Source organism: Arthrobacter sp. Alg241-R88 (assembly GCF_900537115.1).
Classification (GTDB): Bacteria; Actinomycetota; Actinomycetes; order Actinomycetales; family Micrococcaceae; genus Arthrobacter.
In genome coordinates this window covers 60723-76418 of sequence record NZ_UNRG01000011.1, presented here as the reverse complement: position 1 = coordinate 76418, position 15696 = coordinate 60723, and the positions used below count along the sequence as shown (strand labels likewise).

Below are 15696 nucleotides of genomic sequence, written 5' to 3'. Positions count from 1 at the left end.
GGAGATCCGTCGTGTCCGACGCACCTGCCCCTGAAGAAAGACTTTCCTACCGGCTTGTCACCGGACCGGATGACAGGTCCTTCTGCGAACGGATTTCCGCTGCCCTGGCTGAAGGCTATGTCCTCCACGGCAGCCCGGCCGCAACGTCCAACGGCGGCCAGGTGATCGTGGCGCAGGCATTGGTCCTGCCGGCGGCCATCGCTTCCGCCGACGCGGCCGTCGCCACCGCAGTGGATAACCTCGAATCCGCAGGCGAAGACCTCGAGTTCGACGGCGAGGGCCACGCATGAGCTACGCCGGAGACCTCACGCCCCGGGAGGCGTGGGAAAAGCTGGAGCAGGGAGCCATCCTGGTGGATGTCCGCACTGAGGGCGAATGGGCCCACATCGGCATCCCTGACACCAAGGCCACGGACAACGATCCGCTGTTCATCCAGTGGACATTCCCGGGTGGCATTCCCAACCCTGATTTCATTAGCTCCCTGACCCAGCAGGCGCCGGAGGATCCGTCTACCGAACTGGTATTCCTGTGCCGCTCCGGGCAGCGTTCCATCGCGGCCGCCATTGCCGCCACCCAGGCCGGCTTTACCTCCTACAACGTGCTGGAGGGCTTTGAAGGCGAGCCGGACCGCTACGGCGAACGCACCGTCAACGGCTGGAAGAACCGCGGACTGCCCACCAACCTTGGAAAGAACTAAGTGACCTTCAACGAAGACGCCGCCGGCTGGAGCCCCGACACCCAGGCCGTACGCGGCGGACTGGACCGCACCAACTTCCAGGAAACCAGCGAGGCGGTATTCCTGAACTCCGGGTTCGTGTACGAATCCGCCGCCGCTGCCGAGCGCGCCTTCACGGGCGAGGACGAGCGCTTTGTGTACTCCCGCTACGGCAACCCCTCGGTGGCCACCTTCCAGGAGCGCCTCCGCCTCCTCGAGGGGACCGAGGCGTGCTTCGCGACGGCGTCCGGCATGTCCGCCGTCTTTACCGCCCTGGGCGCGTTGCTGGCCGCCGGCGACCGCGTGGTGGCCGCCCGCTCGCTTTTCGGTTCCTGCTTTGTGATCCTGAACGAGATCCTGCCGCGGTGGGGTGTGGAGACGGTGTTCGTCGACGGTCCTGACCTGGAACAGTGGCGCGACGCCCTGTCCCAGCCCACCACTGCCGTGTTCTTCGAGTCACCGTCCAACCCCATGCAGGAAATCGTCGACATCGCCGCAGTGAGCGAACTCGCGCACGCGGCAGGTGCCACCGTCGTCGTCGACAACGTCTTTGCGACTCCCCTGCTGCAGCGCTGCGGGCAGCTTGGTGCCGACGTTATCGTCTACTCCGGCACCAAGCACATCGACGGCCAGGGACGCGTCCTGGGCGGCGCCATCCTGGGTACCAAGGAATTTATCGAGGGACCGGTCAAGCAGCTGATGCGCCACACCGGCCCGTCGTTGTCCGCCTTCAATGCCTGGGTGCTCACCAAGGGCCTTGAGACCATGGCCCTGCGCGTCAACCATTCATCGGCGTCCGCCCTGCGGCTGGCCGAGTGGCTGGAGCAGCAGCCCGCCGTGAGCTGGGTGAAGTACCCGCTCCTGAAGACACACCCGCAGTACGAACTGGCGGCACAACAGATGAGCGCCGGCGGCACGGTTCTCACCCTTGAGCTTGCGACGACGGGTGGCCGCTCGGGCAAGGAAGCCGCCTTTGCGCTGCTGGACGGTTTGCGCATCATCGACATCTCCAACAACCTCGGGGATGCCAAGTCCCTCATCACGCACCCGGCCACTACCACCCACCGTGCGATGGGTCCGGAGGGGCGGGCAGCCATTGGCTTGAGCGACGGTGTGGTGCGGCTTTCAGTGGGCCTGGAGGACGTGGACGATCTGATTGGCGACCTGGAACAGGCGCTCAAGCAGATCTAGAGGTGCCTGGCGCTGTGGCGGAGCTCCGGCACCATTGCCGCCTGCTGCTCATTTCTTTTTCTGACGCAAGCTACACAGCTGGCCCCAGCATCCTCGCGGCCAGGTGGGCGGGGGCTTTATCAGACCTCTTCGATGGAGAGCTGGACGGCCACCTCGTCGCCTTCACCAATCCGGGCTTTGTCCCTGATGGCCTTCTTTACGGGCAACAGGTAGGAACCGGCTTTCTGGTCCGCAAACAGCGAGGTCTGCCAGGAGTGTCCGGCAATCTCCGCGGTCACCCTGACGGATCCGAATGCCTTGCTGGCGCCGGCGCTTTGTTCGTGGATGTCATCCGCGACGTCTGTTGGGAGCGTCAGAAAATGCCAGCCTGCTTCGCCCGGATATAGCCACAGCTCAGTCCTGAAGGAGTACGACGCCGTCACGCGCCGAGTATGCCACGCCTCCTTGCCGGGGCACCACCGATTACTGATTTTCCCTGTTCAGGGCTCCCCTCCGCCCTGTTCACCCCGCTGACGCCAGCATCAGGCAAGCCACGGGGCTTAAACCGTGCAGGCTGAAAAGTTTTTTGATTCCTTTTCCAGTAGGAGGACTTTTAGGCCCCTGTTTTGTCAGACCCCCTCGCCATGATGGGGGTATGGAAACGAACCCGGCAGTAGTGCAGGCGGAGGCGGCTGTTGTGGCTGCTGTCGCTGCGTTTATGGCGGCGCTGGCTGGCGGCGATACTGCTGTTTCCGGTGCCGCTGATCCCGGTTCCGCGGTTGAGTCTGACGATCCGTTGCAGCGGGTTGCTGATGGGGCTTTGGAAGTTCTTGCCGTGGTGGGGCGTTCGGAAGCGAAACTGGCGGCGGTGAAGACGGAGGCGGTGGCGGTGTTTGCTGCGGCCACTGCGGTTTTGAATGGTCCGGCTTCGTCTCCGCAGGAGGCTTCGGCGCAGGACCGGTCGCTGGTCGCCGAGGTGGGGTGTGTGCTGGCGATCGGTGACCGGGCCGCCGGTGCCCTGCTCGCCGACTCCCATGCCCTGACCACCTCCCTGCCGCGGACCCTGGCGGCACTGCAGGCCGGGACGATTTCCTGGGCGCAYGCCCGGACCATGGTGGACCAGACCGCGAGCCTTGATGCTGCCGGGGCGGCGGCGTTGGAGGCGCACTTCCTGGACCCGGACRYGCCGAGACCCGCCGCGGCCGCCGCGGTCGGGGAGATGCCGGCGTACCGGTTCAAARCCAAGGCCAGGCAGTGGCGGGAACGCCATCACCCGGAGAGCCTGGAGAAGCGGCACGCCAGGAGTGTGGCGGACCGGCGGGTCGRGTTCTGGCCGGACAGYGACGGGATGGGCTGGATCGCCGCGTGCCTGCCCGCGGACCAGGCGTCTGCGRTCTGGGACCGGCTCACCACMATCTCCCGGGACATGCAGGGACCGGACGAACCCCGCACCCTCACCCAACTCCGGGCCGACAACTACACTTCAGCGCTTCTGGATACCGGGCCCGGGATCAGCGCTGGAAACACCAGTTCCGGCGCCGGAAACAGTTTCGGCAAGAGCGGGGCCAACAGTGCCAACAGCACACGTGCCGGCGGGCAGGAAAAGGGTCCCGGGAAGAGATCTTCGATTCGGGCGCAGGTCCTGGTCACGGTGCCGGTGTTCTCGTTGCTGGGCCTGACCGATGAGCCGGCGATGCTGGACGGGTTCGGCCCGATCCCGGCCTCGATGGCACGGAACCTCGTCGGTAACGGGGCGGACTCGTTTTACCGGGTGTTGGTGGATCCGCGGGACGGGGCTCCGCTGGAGATTGGCCGGACCAGCTACCGGCTCACCAAAGCGATGCGGAACTGGTTGCAGCTGCGGGACGGCAAATGCCCGTTCCCCGGCTGCAACAACAACTCACTGGACAACGAAGCGGACCACATCCTCGCCTGGCACAAAGGCGGCACAACCGGAATATCAAACCTGGGACAGCCCTGTCCAAAACACCACAAGCTTCGGCACAGCAGCGGCTGGAAACCCACCCCGCCCACCAAAAAATGAACCGCCCGGCTGGACCTCACCCACCGGCCGGCACTACAAAAGCGAACACCAGGACTGGGAACCACCCCACTGGCCGAAATGGATTGAGGAACTTTGGGATGTCTCCATTCAGGCTGAATCGAAGCCCTCGGACCTGTACGTGCCTGGGTACTTTGCCCTACCGGAAGACTTGGACCCACCGCAAGACTTAGACCCGCCGGAAGACCTTGACCTGCCAGATTTTGATGTGCCGGAAGATCCTGGCCCTTCTGAAGACGAACTGCCCAAGGACCCGTTTCCGGACTGGCACCTCTGGCTGGATACGGCTGCCTCTGCCCGCTAGGACTGGCGGACGAGCAGTAGTTCGGGGACCCGTTTCCGGACTGGCACCTCTGGCTGGATACGGCTGCCTCTGCCCGCTAAGACTGGCGGACGCGCAGTAATTCCGGGGACCCGTCGACAGCCGAAGGATTAACGGAGCCGCGCATGGTTACATCCACCGCATGCTTGACCACTGCACCAAAGCCCAGGTCCTCCGGCGCTGAGGCAGCCAAAGCCCTGTCGCGGATGCGGCGCTGTTCAGCTGCCCCTGTCCCGCGCGCGATGATGTCCTCCACACCTTGACGGGCAAGGGCAAGCTCACCCTGCTCCTGCAATACCGGTGCGAGGTAGTCCACCAGGGAACGAACTACGTCGGCGGCCCGCGCGGGCCGGAATGTACCGAAATCCAGGAGGTCCCCGCTGAGTCCGCCGCTGCTTGCCTGCCATGAAGCCATCCGCAAAAGTACGGTGGGCACCGGCGCAGGCTCAACCCCCTCGTGCCACTCACGGCTCGCAGTCTCCACAAGCGCCCTGACGAGAACGGCAAGAAGTGCTGCGTCCTCGGCCCGGAGGCAGACGTCTGCAACACGGACCTCGACAGTGGGGTGGTTCCGGGACAAGCGGGCGTCGAAGTAGATCATTCCTTCGTCCAGCATCACTCCACTGTCCAGGAGGCGGGTGACCACCCTCCGGTAGGCAGAATATGTTCCGTAAATACCGGCGGGACCGGCTGTGGGCCAGCGGTTCCATGCCTGGGTGCGGTAGCTTTCGAACCCCGTTTGAATCCCGTTCCAGAACGGCGAGTTGGCGCTCAGGGCCGTGAGGACGGCAAGCTTGTCACGGATCCGGTCCAGCACAGCCACACCCTCGTCGGGTGACTCAATAAAGGTGTGGACGTGGAAACCGCAGGTCAGCTGCTCCTGGGCCGTCAGGCCAAAGCGCTCCAGCATCCTGGCATAGCGTGGATCAGGGGTGGTGTGGCTGGCCAGCCCAAGGGGGGACGTGGCCAGCGCCGCCACCCGCGCATTGTGCCTCCTGGCAGCCGTGTCAGCGAGCACCCGCCCTGCCCGGATCTGGTCAAGCAGCACACCGTACTCCAGGCACGGGCGCGTCTGGGTCTCGATCTGCTCCAGCTTGAGTTCGGCACTCAGGCCCATTTCATCGTCGTCGTAAACGGTTTTGTCTTCCGTTACGAGGTCCCGGGGGTCGTCCGGAGCGTCGTCTGCCGCCAACCGGCGGAGGGACAGCAGGGCGTCAGCGAGGGCAAGCGGCTCCCCGCTCTCCGGATCAACGATCAGGAGCTCTTCCTCAACGCCGAATGTTCGCATACTCACATTCTGCGGCAGCTGAGGGACTTTTTAAGGTCCTTCGGACTTCGTGACGAAGCGTGAATGCTCAGTCCTGGAAGTACTCCACCTTCGCCCCGATAGTGTTCAGCCGCTCCGCCAGGTCCTCATACCCGCGCTCGATAACGTAGATGTTCCGCAGCTCGGAGACTCCCCGGGCTGCCAGCATGGCCAGCAACAGGCAGGCTGCGGGGCGCAAAGCCGGTGGACAGCCAACCTCTGCGGCGCGCCACTTGGTGGGCCCGTTGACGTAGATGCGGTGTGGATCCAGCAGCTGAACCTGCGCACCGAGCCGGTTCAGCTCCGTGAGGTAGATGGCGCGGTTTTCGTAAACCCAGTCATGGATCATTGTCTGTCCGCTGGCGTTCGCGGCAATGACTGCAAAGAAGGGCAGGTTGTCAATGTTCAGCCCGGGGAACGGCATGGGGTGGATCTTGTCCTCCGGCGCGTGCAGCTCGGAAGGTTTGGTGGTCACGTCCACCAAGCGGGTCCGGCCGTTGCGTGCCATGTACTCGCCGGAGATCTCCAGCTGCTGGCCCATCTGCCCCAGCGTGGCCAGCTCGATCTCCATGAACTCGATGGGGACCCGGCGGATGGTTACCTCGGAGTTGGTGACGATACCCGCGGTGATGAGGCTCATTGCCTCGATGGGGTCCTCGGAGGGGAAGTATTCGATCTCGGCATCAATCATGGGACGCCCGGTGATCTTCAAGGTGGTGGTGCCGACGCCGTCGATGGCCACGCCCAGCATCTGCAGGTAGAAGCAGAGGTCCTGCACCATATAGTTCGGGCTGGCGTTGCGGATCACCGTTGTCCCCTCACGGTGAGCGGCAGCCATGATGGCGTTCTCGGTGACAGTATCGCCGCGCTCGGTCAGGACGAAGGAGCGGTCGCGGGTATCGGCCGAAGGAGCCTGGACGCTGTAGAAGCCGGCCGTCGCCTCCACTGCGAGGCCGAACTGGCGCAGCGCCTGCATGTGTGGCTCTACGGTGCGCGTGCCCAGGTCACAGCCACCCGCGTACGGAAGGCGGTACTCGGAGGTCTCGTCCAGCAGCGGCCCCAGCAGCATGATGACGCTGCGTGTGCGGCGGGCGGCTTCCACGTCCATCGCCGCGAGGTCAAGGACGGCCGGCCTGCGGAGCTGGAGGTCGGTATCATTGAGCCAGGTACACTCGACCCCGATGCTGCTGAGCACCTCGACGATGCGGTTTACTTCTTCAATCCGCGCAAGGCGGCGAAGAATGGTTGTCCCACGGTTAATGAGGCTCGCACACAGCAGTGCGACGCCGGCGTTCTTGCTGCTGTTGACGTCCACGGCTCCAGACAGCGTGCGGCCACCCTCCACGCGAAGGTGCGTCATCTGTGGTTTGCCGACGTTGACGATGCTCCGGCCAAAGATGGTCTCGAGCCGCTGGATCATTTTCAGGCTCAGGTTCTGCTTGCCCTGCTCCATCCGGGCAATGGCGCTTTGGCTGGTTCCGAGCTCGGCGGCCAGCTGGCCCTGCGTCCAGCCTTTCTCGCCCCGGGCGTCCCGGAGCATGGCGGCAACGTGTTCCGTAGTTTCCTGCGTCATGCAAGAAATATATCATAAATGAGTTAGCGGCAGCAGATATCGACCGATAGCCCTCCCAGCGGAGAACGTTTACCCACTACATGCGATAGAAAATGTGCCCTCCCCTCCGGTCTAGCCGGTTGTTGACCCTACCGAACGGGCCGGAGGAGACTGGATGGAACCTCTTCCTCCGACGACGACGGAGGTGCTGATGCGCCGGAAACGAGACCCCCGGGCGGCAGCCACGCTGGCGGGCCTGATGTTCGCCATCCTGCTCCTGGTCCCCGCTTGGCCGGCATTCGCAGCGCCGTCGCCAGGGGAAGGCAGACAGTCAACACTGGGCAACGATGTCTCATGGCCCCAATGCCGCAGGGACCTTCCTACCGGCCAGGCTTTTGCCATCGTCGGCGTCAACAACGGGTTGGCCAACAACACCAATCCTTGCCTGCAGGAACAGCTCGAGTGGGCTGCTGCCTCATCCGGCAATTCGGCCCAGCCTGAGGTGTCCCTTTACGTGAACACCGCCAACCCGGGAAGCAGCGGCTCGTGGTGGCCCTCCAGCAACGAGTACCCGATAGGATCGGCCGTCCATAACCCCTACGGCTCCTGCGAGGAAAGGGACTACGGCACGGCGTGCGCCTACATGTACGGCTATGCCAAGGCCTGGGACGACGCTTACATCCGTGGAATCAGCAATCCCTCCGACTACGTCTGGTGGCTGGATGTGGAAACCGAAAACTCCTGGTCCACGGACAAGGATGCCAACCGCGCAGTCCTGGAGGGCATGACGGACTCCTTCCACAGCATCGACGTCAAGGGTGTTGGGATCTACTCAACCGGCCTTCAATGGAGCCGGATTGTGGGAACCGTCAGCAGCTCAAGCAACCTGTACTCTCTGCCGAGCTGGCTGGCGGGGGCCCGCGCCATAACCGGAGCCAAAGCCAATTGCGCAAGCCCACCGCTGACCGCAGGCGGCGAAGTCACGCTCACCCAGTTCGTGACGGGAAACTTCGACTACAACCACTCCTGCGGCTGAATCAGCAGACGTGTGGGCAGTCAGCTCCCCAGCCACACCATGTTCCAGGTGCCCGCCCATATGGCGGCAACAAACGCTCCAGCGGCCATCAGCACCCCGGCGGCCAGCACCCAAAGGTCGAGGGCGCTGTACGTGGATTCCCGCGCCCAGGTCCGCTTTCCGCCGCCGAAGCCGCGTGCCTCCATGGTGACGGCAAGCCGGGAAGCACGCCGGATGGCCTGAACCAGCAGCCCGAAGCTCTGCCCCAGGGTCGCCTTCAGCCGCTGGAGGGCATTACCGCGGGAGCCGACGCCGCGGGCACGGCGGGCCATGCCGATGGTCTGCCATTCCTCCGCCATCAGCCCCACCAGCCGCATGGCGGCCAAGGTCCCCAGCACGAAACGGTGCGGAAGGCGCGCCTTCTGTGCCAGCGCATCAGCCAGGTCCGTGGGATCGGTGCAGCTCATCAACAGGACCGCCGGCAGCGCAATCGCCAGCCCCCGCAGCATAAACCCGGCCCCCAGCTCCAGCGAGCCTTCGCTCATGGTCCAGATGCCGACGTCGATAAGCGTCTTTCCGCTGTCCGGCGCCAGGATGGAGGTGCTCCAGCCACCCACGGCGGCGGCAATGATGAGCGGCCAGCCCCGCTGCCACAGCAGAGTGAGGGTGAGGCCCGCCAAAGGGAACAGCAGGAACTCGAAGGCCAGCGCCACCGACGCGGACACCCAGTCAATGGACAGCGCCAGCACTGCGGTGATCAGGAAGACGGCGGCGAACTTGCTCAGCGGATTGGCACGGGTCAGCAGGGCATGGTTGCCGCGCAGGTTCAGCTCCTGCCTCATTGCGCCACCGCCGCCGCAGCAGCCAGCCGCAGTTCCGTTCCGCCCAGCGCTGCCGTGAACTCGGCATCATGGGTCACGGACACTACGGCCGTGCCCTCGTCCAGGAGCTCGGACAGGAAGGATGCCAGCTCAGCCCAAGTATTGGCGTCCTGCCCGAAGGTCGGCTCGTCCAGGACCAGGACTTGGGGATGCGCGGCCAGGACCGTGGCTACGGAGAGCCGCCGTTTCTCGCCGCCCGAAAGGGTATACGGGTTGGCGTCAACGAGCCCCGTGAGCCGGAGCCGCTCCAGCAGTTCATCCACCCGTTCCTCCCCGTGGCCCAGGTGCCGTGGGCCGAACAGCAGTTCGTCCAGTACTTTCCCCGTGACGAACTGGTGCTCAGGCTCCTGGAACACCGTACCCACGCGCTCGATCAGCTGCTCGGCCTTCCACTGGTAAGGGTCTATCCCAGCTCCCCGGCTGAGCGCCAGCGTGGCGGAAACCTTGCCGTCAACGGGCTCCAGCAGCCCGGCGAGGGTCAGCGCGAATGTCGATTTTCCCGCGCCGTTGGGCCCGGTGATTGCCAGCGCCTGCCCGGCCCGGACCTGGGCGGAGATGCCCTGCTGCACCGGCACCGGCGCCACCTTCCGGAAGCCCTTGCGGCGCGCACGCTCACGCGACACCGCCAGTTCCTCGGCGGCAAGCAGCAGGTCGCCCGTCCCGCGGGCCGAACCGGCAGCACGGAGACGCGTCGGAGGGACGTAGCCGGGCACCCAGACTCCGGCCGCGACCAGCATGCTCCGGGCTTCGCTGAGGACCTGATCCGGCGGCCCATCCAGCAACACGCCGGAATCGGTCGACGAGCCGGGCTGCAGCACCACAATCCGGTCAACCAGGTCCTTCCACACGGCCACACGGTGCTCCACCACCACCAACGTTGCCCCGGTTTTCTCGAGGCAACGGCCCACGGCGTCGCGCACCTCCACCACTCCGGCAGGGTCCAGGTTGGCGGTTGGCTCATCGAGGAGGATCAGCCCCGGCCGCATGGCAAGGATCCCCGCCAGCGCAAGGCGCTGCTTCTGCCCGCCGGACAGGGCCGACGTCGGATGGTCCAGCGGCAGGTGGGAAAGCCCGACGTCGTCCAGCGCCTCATGCACGCGGGCCCAGATGTCATCGCGGGGCACGGCAAGGTTCTCGGCGCCGAAGGCGACGTCGTCACCTACGCGCGAGAGGACAACCTGGGTCTCCGGGTCCTGCTGCATCAGCCCGGCACGGCCGCGCTGCTCCCGGGGGGAGGCTCCGTCGATCAGCAGCGAACCGGACTCATCGGAATCGCCGGCCTCGGCGTCGTCGTCGTGCGCATCCCCCAGCACCCCCGCCAGCGCGTGGAGGAGCGTGGACTTGCCTGCGCCGGACGGGCCCAGGAGCAGGACGCGTTCACCCGGTTGGATGTCCAGGTCGAGGGCGCGGACAGCAGGCTTGGACCGCCCGGCGTGCCGCCAGCCCCAGCCTCTGGCGGTGACTGCAGCCGGCCGCGCCGCCACCGCAGAGCCGTGCAGGGAAGGAGCAGTCATCAGGAGAAGACGGGCTCCGATGCTGCCTTGCGTGACGCAAAGGAGCTCAGGACACCGGTCCTCGCCAGGCCGCGGGTGGCGATCCAGGACAGGGCTCCTGCGATTACGGCGCCGGATATGGCAGTGAAGATGATGTAGGCCAGCTTGTCCCCGCCGGAGTAGGCGATGTTCCAGCCCCAGGGCGCGAAGGAATCGTTCAGGCCGCAGAAAAGTCCGGCAGCGGCGCCGGCGAGCAAGGATACCGGCAGGTTGAACTTCCGGTACACGAAGATCGCGAAGATGATCTCGGCTCCCAGGCCCTGAACAAACCCGGAGAACAGCACCGAGGCGCCGTACTGCGAGCCCATGAGCAGTTCACCGGTGGCGGCCACGGTCTCGCAGAACAGTGCAGCTCCCGGCTTTCGGATGATGAGCATGCCCAGCACCGCGGGGATCATCCAGCCGCCGGCCAACAGGCCGGTAAGCGGCGGATAGACGGCGTTCATGGGTGCCGAGACTGCGGCTGCGCCCTGGGACCAGGCCCAGAAAATAACGCCGCCGGCGATGGCGATGAGGGCTGCCACCACGATGTCCACAACGCGCCAGGACTTGCCGGTGGTCTTCTTGATTGCTGTCGTTGCCATGCGATCCTCCTGAGGAACAGGAGGGGAAAGTGGATACAGCAACCGGCGCTGCCGCCGTTGCCGCACACTTCGAGAACTCGACTCCCTTGCGCCGGTACTAACCGGATCAGGTTCGAGGGTCTGCGGCTATCCGCACTCTCAGCGCCCACCTGCGGTCCCTGGCATGGCCAGTTATGCCCGACGGCGGCGCTCCCCTGTCGTTGAATGATTCTGTCGGTAAATATTTGCCCTTGCGGGCGGGGTCCAGTTTACACCGGAGGAGGGGTAGATTGTGGGCCATGACTGCCAATTCCCCGCATGTGACCGAGTTCGATCCGGATTCCGATGCCATCCAGCAGGAAGGATCCCTGCAAGCGCTCATCGCCCGGATCGAAGGCGAAATCCACGAGCTCCAGTTTCCCGGCTTCTCGCTGGACGATGCACTGAACCTTGGGCTGTTGCTGGTGGAGCTGGGCAAGGAGGGCCAGTTTCCCATCGCGATCGACATCACCAAGGGTGAACAGGTCCTGTTCCATGTGGCGCTGCCCGGCGCCACGCCGGACAACGGGCACTGGATCCGCGCGAAGCAGCGCACGGCCGCCCGGTATGAGGTGCCTTCCCTCCTGGTGGGGCTGCGCGCCCGGCTCAAGGGCGGACGGATCGAGGACAACGCCTGGTTCGATCAGAGCCGGTATGCGGCGCACGGCGGGTCCTTCCCGGTGTACGTCACGGGGGTGGGCGCAGTCGCAACGGTGACTGTCTCAGGGCTTCCCCAGGTGCAGGACCATGACCTGGTGGTACAGGCCCTGCGCGAGATCCATGGTTCCATGCGGGCGGACTGACTGCAGCATCAACGCGGACTATGGACTCCTCATGAATGCCGGGAGTACATTCAAGGCGAGCGGCCGGAGTTCCGAAACAGGAGGACGCCATGATCGGTCGTGCAGCCGAAAACCAAGTGCGTGCGGCGGTGGACAAGGCCGCCGAGGAAATGATCTATATCGGCCCGGACCACCCCTACTACCCCCTGCTGGCGGAACTTGTGTCCGCCGTGGGGAAGGCCTGGCAGCAAGGGTACGAGCACGGCCGCCGCGGCGGGCACCATGCCAACCCTTATCTGTGGAGTACCTCAGAGGGGTGAGCGCCACCATGGGCTGCCGGGTCTGACGCATGCTGGCAGTCCACAAATGAGAAGCGTACTTAGCTTTTATTAGTAACCATGCTTACTATGTTGTCTCCCGGCTTTTGAGGAGACAGGACAATGACAGTCAGCACCCGGGCAACCGGAGCAAGGACCGGCCTGCAGAAGGCAGCGCTTGCAACGGGCGCCCTCTTCCTCCTGGTAAGTGTCCTGGGGTTCATCCCCGGGATCACCAGCAATTATGAAGCCCTGGGCATGGCCGGGTACGGCTCCGGGGCCTTGCTGTTGGGAGTTTTCCAGGTGTCCATCCTGCACAACATCGTGCACGCGGCCTTCGGGGCGGCGGGACTGTTGCTGGCCCGGACCCACCAGCAGGCAAGGAGCTTCCTCATCTACGGGGGCGTTGTCTACCTGGTCCTCTGGCTGTACGGACTCCTGGTGGGTGATCAAACCCCCGCCAACTTTGTCCCCCTCAACGGCGCCGACAATTGGCTGCACCTGGCCTTGGGCCTGGGCATGATCATCCTGGCCATCCTGCTGTCACCGCGGACTACCCCGAAAACGCCGCCCCGGACGTGAACCGCCGGCCAAACCGAAACCGCCGCCGACGCCCGCAGCACAGGCAGCACAGGCAGCACCGCTGCCACCCACAAGGAGCATCATGAAAATCCCGGAAGCCCGAGGTCCCCTCAGCAGCGCACTGTTCACTGCCCTGTCCGTTACCGCCGGCACGGGCGACGCCACCACGCGCGTCGAAGAACTGCGCCGGCTGGTCACGGGAGAGCTGGTTGGAACCACAGACGTCATCGGGGACGACGACGTCCAGCTGGCACTTTTCTGCCTCTATGAGCTCCACTACTCCGGCCTTGAAGGCGTCAGCGACGACTGGGAGTGGGAGCCGGGCCTCATCCAGGTTCGCCGCCTGCTCGAAAGGCCGTTCGAGGAGGCGCTACGGGCCGCTGCCCAGTCGGCAGCCGGGGAGCTGGACCTGCCGCCGGCAGCGGAGATGACCAGTGACGCGGTGGCCGACGTCCTGTTTGGGCTGGCCGGGACCGATACCGGGCCCAGCGTGTCCCGCTACGTGGCGAAAAAGGCGAGCCTGGACCAGCTCAAGGAGTTCCTCATCCACAAGTCCGTCTACCAGCTGAAAGAAGCGGACCCGCACACCTGGGCCATCCCCCGGCTTACCGGACGGCCGAAGGCAGCGCTGGTGGAGATCCAGGCCGACGAGTACGGCGGAGGACGCCCCGATCGGATGCACAGCGCGCTCTTTGCCCGCACCATGCGGGGGCTGGGAATGGACGACCAATACGGCGCCTACGTGAACGCGGTACCCGCCATCTCCCTCGCGGCGGTGAACATGATGTCCCTCTTCGGGCTCAACCGCCGGCTGCGCGGTGCCATCACCGGACACCTGGCACTTTACGAAATGACCTCGTCGCGGCCCAACCGCCTGTACGGCAACGGCTTCCGGCGGCACGGCTTCGATACCGGGGTGACCCACTATTTCGACGAGCACGTTGAAGCCGACGCCGTACACGAGCAGATCGCGGGCCGTGACCTTGCGGGTGGGCTGGTGGAAGCTGAGCCCGGGTTACTCGGGGATGTCCTGTTGGGGGCAACGGCGGCAATGGCGATCGACGGCAGGATTTCCACGCACCTTTTGGCCTGCTGGGAAAACGGCGAGACCTCGCTGAGGGCGGCAGTGCCGGCGGCAGCATGAACGCCAAGGGCATCGTGTCCGCAGAGTACATCCTGCCGCTGCGCTGGACCGAGGATTCGCAACTGCCGGACCTGGCCGCCTACCTTGGGCACCTGGTCGAGTGGATCCCTGTCACCGTGGTGGACGGCTCCGCTCTGGAACTGTTCGAGCGGCATCGGGCTGCCTTCCCGGCTGGCGTTCGCCATATCCGTCCGGTGCAGGACGGCGACGGCCACAACAGGGGCAGTGGCGCCAACGGCAAAGTAGCCGGTGTAATGACAGGCGTTCATGCCGCCAAGGCCGAGCTGCTGGTGATAGCCGACGACGACGTGCGCTACACGCGCGAATCGCTCACCGCCGTCGTCAATCACCTGGAGTCGGCGGACATCGTGCGGCCGCAAAACTACTTCGAACCCCTGCCGTGGCACGCGTGGTGGGACACGGCCAGGACGCTGATCAACCGGGCATGGTCCGCAGATTACCCGGGAACCCTGGCCGTGCGTAGAAGCGCGCTGCTGGCCACCGGCGGCTACGATCCCGTGCTCTTCGAGAACCTCGAGCTCATCAGGACCGTCAAGGCAGCCGGCGGCCGGGAAAAGATCCTGCCGGACCTATTTATTGCCCGCAGGCCGCCCGGGCCGCGGCACTTCCTCAAGCAGCGCACCCGCCAGGCCTACGATGACTTCGCCCAGCCCCGCCGCCTCGCCGCGGAGCTTTCCCTGCTTCCGGCGGTAGCCGCAGCAGCCTGCCTTCCCCGGGGGCGCCGCGGGCGGGCCTTCCTCGGACTGGCGGCGGCGCCGGTCATCATCGCCGGCATTGGGCGCCGCCGGAACAACGGGGCAGCCGTCTTCCCTTTCCGGGCCGTGTGGTGTGCCCCGCTGTGGGCCCTGGAACGGGCTGTTTGTATCTGGATCGCACTTGGATTCCGCCTGGGCGGCGGCATTCCCTACGCCGGGACACGGCTGGGGACCGCTGCCCATTCGGAGGCTGAACTGCAGCGCAGGCACTCCGGAAAACTGGCCACTGTGCGCCAACAAGACATCAAGCCGTCCGCCAGCAACCGAGACCAGGAGCAGCCATGAACCAGGAACCCGCCGAAAGCTCGATCGTGGTGTGCCCCGATGGGCCCCTGATTGTCCGGGGCGACTTCGAGATCGTGACGCCCTCCGGCGACCCCGTCCCGCGCGAGCGCAAGACCGTAGCGCTGTGCCGCTGCGGCGCCTCGGCCATCAAGCCCTACTGCGATGGCACCCATAAAATGATCAAGTTCCGGACGGAACCGCCGGTGGGCTGATCAGCGCTCCTCCACCGAGTGCACAACGCCCACAGCGAACCGGCGATTCACCGCACCGGCTCCCGCCACTGATGCCGTTAGGCTGAAGTCAGCCCGTTTTCCGCCCGCAAGGAGTACTAAGAATGAACCTCTTCATCAAGCTGCTCGGCACCGGTGTGAGCCTCGGCGCCGGCTTCGTCGGAACCAAGCTGGTCAACACCATCTGGGAAAAGTCCACCGGACGGAAGCCGCCTACCGGCAAGGACGAGGACATCCCCACCAGCCTGCAGTCTGCGCTGACGTTCGCGTTGATCTCGGCCTCGGTCAGCACCATCATCCAGGTCCTGGCCAACCGGGGCACCCAGCGGGCCATCACCCGGTTCGCCAAGAGCAAGGACATCGTCTAACTAACGTAGTTTTTGTCCAGATAAGCCGGGCTGC

The 15696-nt window shown here is 65.2% G+C and carries 17 protein-coding genes, 1 pseudogene and 1 riboswitch; of the genes and pseudogenes, 12 read left to right on the top strand and 6 right to left on the bottom strand.

What is annotated here, in order from left to right; all coding sequences use genetic code 11:
* Positions 1-11: 11 nt before the first annotated feature.
* Genes G6R19_RS18240 through G6R19_RS18230 form a run of 3 tightly spaced genes read left to right on the top strand, consistent with a single transcriptional unit; the run spans position 12 to position 1906 of the window.
* The gene (locus tag G6R19_RS18240; protein ID WP_163167592.1) at positions 12-290 is read left to right on the top strand and encodes a DUF1737 domain-containing protein; all 279 of its coding nucleotides are present in this window, start codon (positions 12-14) and stop codon (positions 288-290) included.
* Entirely contained in the window at positions 287-697 is a 411-nt protein-coding gene (locus tag G6R19_RS18235) for a rhodanese-like domain-containing protein (protein ID WP_163167590.1), read from the top strand. Before G6R19_RS18240 ends, G6R19_RS18235 begins: the two co-directional genes overlap by 4 nt.
* A complete protein-coding gene (locus G6R19_RS18230) occupies positions 698-1906 on the top strand; it encodes an O-succinylhomoserine sulfhydrylase (protein ID WP_163167588.1) in 1209 nt (402 codons plus the stop codon).
* A gap of 119 nt (positions 1907-2025) precedes the next feature.
* On the opposite strand, the gene G6R19_RS18225 is transcribed toward G6R19_RS18230, so the two are convergent.
* Positions 2026-2328 (bottom strand): DUF1905 domain-containing protein, encoded by a 303-nt coding sequence (locus G6R19_RS18225; RefSeq protein WP_163167586.1) that lies wholly within the window; start codon positions 2326-2328, stop codon positions 2026-2028.
* A gap of 212 nt (positions 2329-2540) precedes the next feature.
* On the opposite strand from G6R19_RS18225, the pseudogene G6R19_RS18220 reads away from it, so the two are divergent.
* Positions 2541-4251: pseudogene (locus G6R19_RS18220) on the top strand (DUF222 domain-containing protein).
* A 76-nt stretch (positions 4252-4327) separates the two neighbouring features.
* Here G6R19_RS18220 and G6R19_RS18215 read toward each other — a convergent pair.
* Together G6R19_RS18215 and G6R19_RS18210 are read right to left on the bottom strand one after the other, a co-directional pair.
* Positions 4328-5557, bottom strand: coding sequence for a glutamate--cysteine ligase (locus G6R19_RS18215; protein ID WP_163167584.1), 1230 nt, complete (start codon positions 5555-5557; stop codon positions 4328-4330).
* A 67-nt stretch (positions 5558-5624) separates the two neighbouring features.
* Positions 5625-7148, bottom strand: a complete 1524-nt coding sequence (locus G6R19_RS18210; RefSeq protein WP_163167582.1) for a UDP-N-acetylglucosamine 1-carboxyvinyltransferase — start codon at positions 7146-7148, stop codon at positions 5625-5627.
* A 154-nt stretch (positions 7149-7302) separates the two neighbouring features.
* Here G6R19_RS18210 and G6R19_RS18205 point away from each other — a divergent pair, with 154 nt between their 5' ends.
* Positions 7303-8163 carry a hypothetical protein gene (locus tag G6R19_RS18205; protein ID WP_240341958.1) on the top strand — a complete coding sequence of 287 codons (861 nt, stop codon included), beginning with the start codon at positions 7303-7305 and terminating at the stop codon, positions 8161-8163.
* 20 nt (positions 8164-8183) lie between these two features.
* On the opposite strand, the gene G6R19_RS18200 is transcribed toward G6R19_RS18205, so the two are convergent.
* Genes G6R19_RS18200 through G6R19_RS18190 form a run of 3 tightly spaced genes read right to left on the bottom strand, consistent with a single transcriptional unit; the run spans position 8184 to position 11160 of the window.
* On the bottom strand, positions 8184-8984 hold the full coding sequence (locus G6R19_RS18200; RefSeq protein ID WP_163167580.1) for an energy-coupling factor transporter transmembrane component T: 801 nt from the start codon (positions 8982-8984) through the stop codon (positions 8184-8186).
* Complete coding sequence (locus G6R19_RS18195; protein ID WP_163167578.1) at positions 8981-10537, bottom strand: ATP-binding cassette domain-containing protein; 1557 nt, start codon at positions 10535-10537, stop codon at positions 8981-8983. Before G6R19_RS18195 ends, G6R19_RS18200 begins: the two co-directional genes overlap by 4 nt.
* Positions 10537-11160 carry an ECF transporter S component gene (locus tag G6R19_RS18190; protein WP_163167576.1) on the bottom strand — a complete coding sequence of 208 codons (624 nt, stop codon included), beginning with the start codon at positions 11158-11160 and terminating at the stop codon, positions 10537-10539. The genes G6R19_RS18195 and G6R19_RS18190 overlap by 1 nt, the downstream gene beginning before the upstream one ends.
* Positions 11161-11225: 65 nt before the next feature.
* Positions 11226-11366: riboswitch (TPP riboswitch) on the bottom strand.
* Positions 11367-11438: 72 nt separating this feature from the next.
* Between G6R19_RS18190 and G6R19_RS18185 the strand changes: the two genes are divergently transcribed.
* From G6R19_RS18185 to G6R19_RS18155, 7 genes are all read left to right on the top strand, one after another.
* Positions 11439-11981, top strand: a complete 543-nt coding sequence (locus tag G6R19_RS18185) for a heme-degrading domain-containing protein (protein ID WP_163167574.1) — start codon at positions 11439-11441, stop codon at positions 11979-11981.
* An 89-nt stretch (positions 11982-12070) separates the two neighbouring features.
* Positions 12071-12280: a hypothetical protein gene (locus G6R19_RS18180; protein ID WP_163167572.1), complete on the top strand. Its 210-nt coding sequence runs from the start codon at positions 12071-12073 to the stop codon at positions 12278-12280.
* Positions 12281-12400: 120 nt separating this feature from the next.
* On the top strand, positions 12401-12859 hold the full coding sequence (locus G6R19_RS18175) for a DUF4383 domain-containing protein (protein WP_163167570.1): 459 nt from the start codon (positions 12401-12403) through the stop codon (positions 12857-12859).
* Positions 12860-12941: 82 nt separating this feature from the next.
* Positions 12942-14003, top strand: a complete 1062-nt coding sequence (locus tag G6R19_RS18170; RefSeq protein WP_163167568.1) for an iron-containing redox enzyme family protein — start codon at positions 12942-12944, stop codon at positions 14001-14003.
* On the top strand, positions 14000-15064 hold the full coding sequence (locus G6R19_RS18165; RefSeq protein WP_163167566.1) for a glycosyltransferase family 2 protein: 1065 nt from the start codon (positions 14000-14002) through the stop codon (positions 15062-15064). The genes G6R19_RS18170 and G6R19_RS18165 overlap by 4 nt, the downstream gene beginning before the upstream one ends.
* A complete protein-coding gene (locus G6R19_RS18160) occupies positions 15061-15276 on the top strand; it encodes a CDGSH iron-sulfur domain-containing protein (protein ID WP_163167565.1) in 216 nt (71 codons plus the stop codon). The genes G6R19_RS18165 and G6R19_RS18160 overlap by 4 nt, the downstream gene beginning before the upstream one ends.
* Before the next feature lie 122 nt (positions 15277-15398).
* Entirely contained in the window at positions 15399-15662 is a 264-nt protein-coding gene (locus G6R19_RS18155; RefSeq protein WP_163167563.1) for a DUF4235 domain-containing protein, read from the top strand.
* Positions 15663-15696: the final 34 nt, after the last annotated feature.

Coding starts and splice junctions, on each gene's coding strand:
- G6R19_RS18195 (WP_163167578.1), bottom strand. CDS start 10,537: ATGACTGCTCCTTCCCTGCACGGCTCTGCGGTGGCGGCGCGGCCGGCT.
- G6R19_RS18190 (WP_163167576.1), bottom strand. CDS start 11,160: ATGGCAACGACAGCAATCAAGAAGACCACCGGCAAGTCCTGGCGCGTT.
- G6R19_RS18180 (WP_163167572.1), top strand. CDS start 12,071: ATGATCGGTCGTGCAGCCGAAAACCAAGTGCGTGCGGCGGTGGACAAG.
- G6R19_RS18205 (WP_240341958.1), top strand. CDS start 7,303: ATGGAACCTCTTCCTCCGACGACGACGGAGGTGCTGATGCGCCGGAAA.
- G6R19_RS18155 (WP_163167563.1), top strand. CDS start 15,399: ATGAACCTCTTCATCAAGCTGCTCGGCACCGGTGTGAGCCTCGGCGCC.
- G6R19_RS18235 (WP_163167590.1), top strand. CDS start 287: ATGAGCTACGCCGGAGACCTCACGCCCCGGGAGGCGTGGGAAAAGCTG.
- G6R19_RS18185 (WP_163167574.1), top strand. CDS start 11,439: ATGACTGCCAATTCCCCGCATGTGACCGAGTTCGATCCGGATTCCGAT.
- G6R19_RS18215 (WP_163167584.1), bottom strand. CDS start 5,557: ATGCGAACATTCGGCGTTGAGGAAGAGCTCCTGATCGTTGATCCGGAG.
- G6R19_RS18165 (WP_163167566.1), top strand. CDS start 14,000: ATGAACGCCAAGGGCATCGTGTCCGCAGAGTACATCCTGCCGCTGCGC.
- G6R19_RS18200 (WP_163167580.1), bottom strand. CDS start 8,984: ATGAGGCAGGAGCTGAACCTGCGCGGCAACCATGCCCTGCTGACCCGT.
- G6R19_RS18160 (WP_163167565.1), top strand. CDS start 15,061: ATGAACCAGGAACCCGCCGAAAGCTCGATCGTGGTGTGCCCCGATGGG.
- G6R19_RS18175 (WP_163167570.1), top strand. CDS start 12,401: ATGACAGTCAGCACCCGGGCAACCGGAGCAAGGACCGGCCTGCAGAAG.
- G6R19_RS18170 (WP_163167568.1), top strand. CDS start 12,942: ATGAAAATCCCGGAAGCCCGAGGTCCCCTCAGCAGCGCACTGTTCACT.
- G6R19_RS18210 (WP_163167582.1), bottom strand. CDS start 7,148: ATGACGCAGGAAACTACGGAACACGTTGCCGCCATGCTCCGGGACGCC.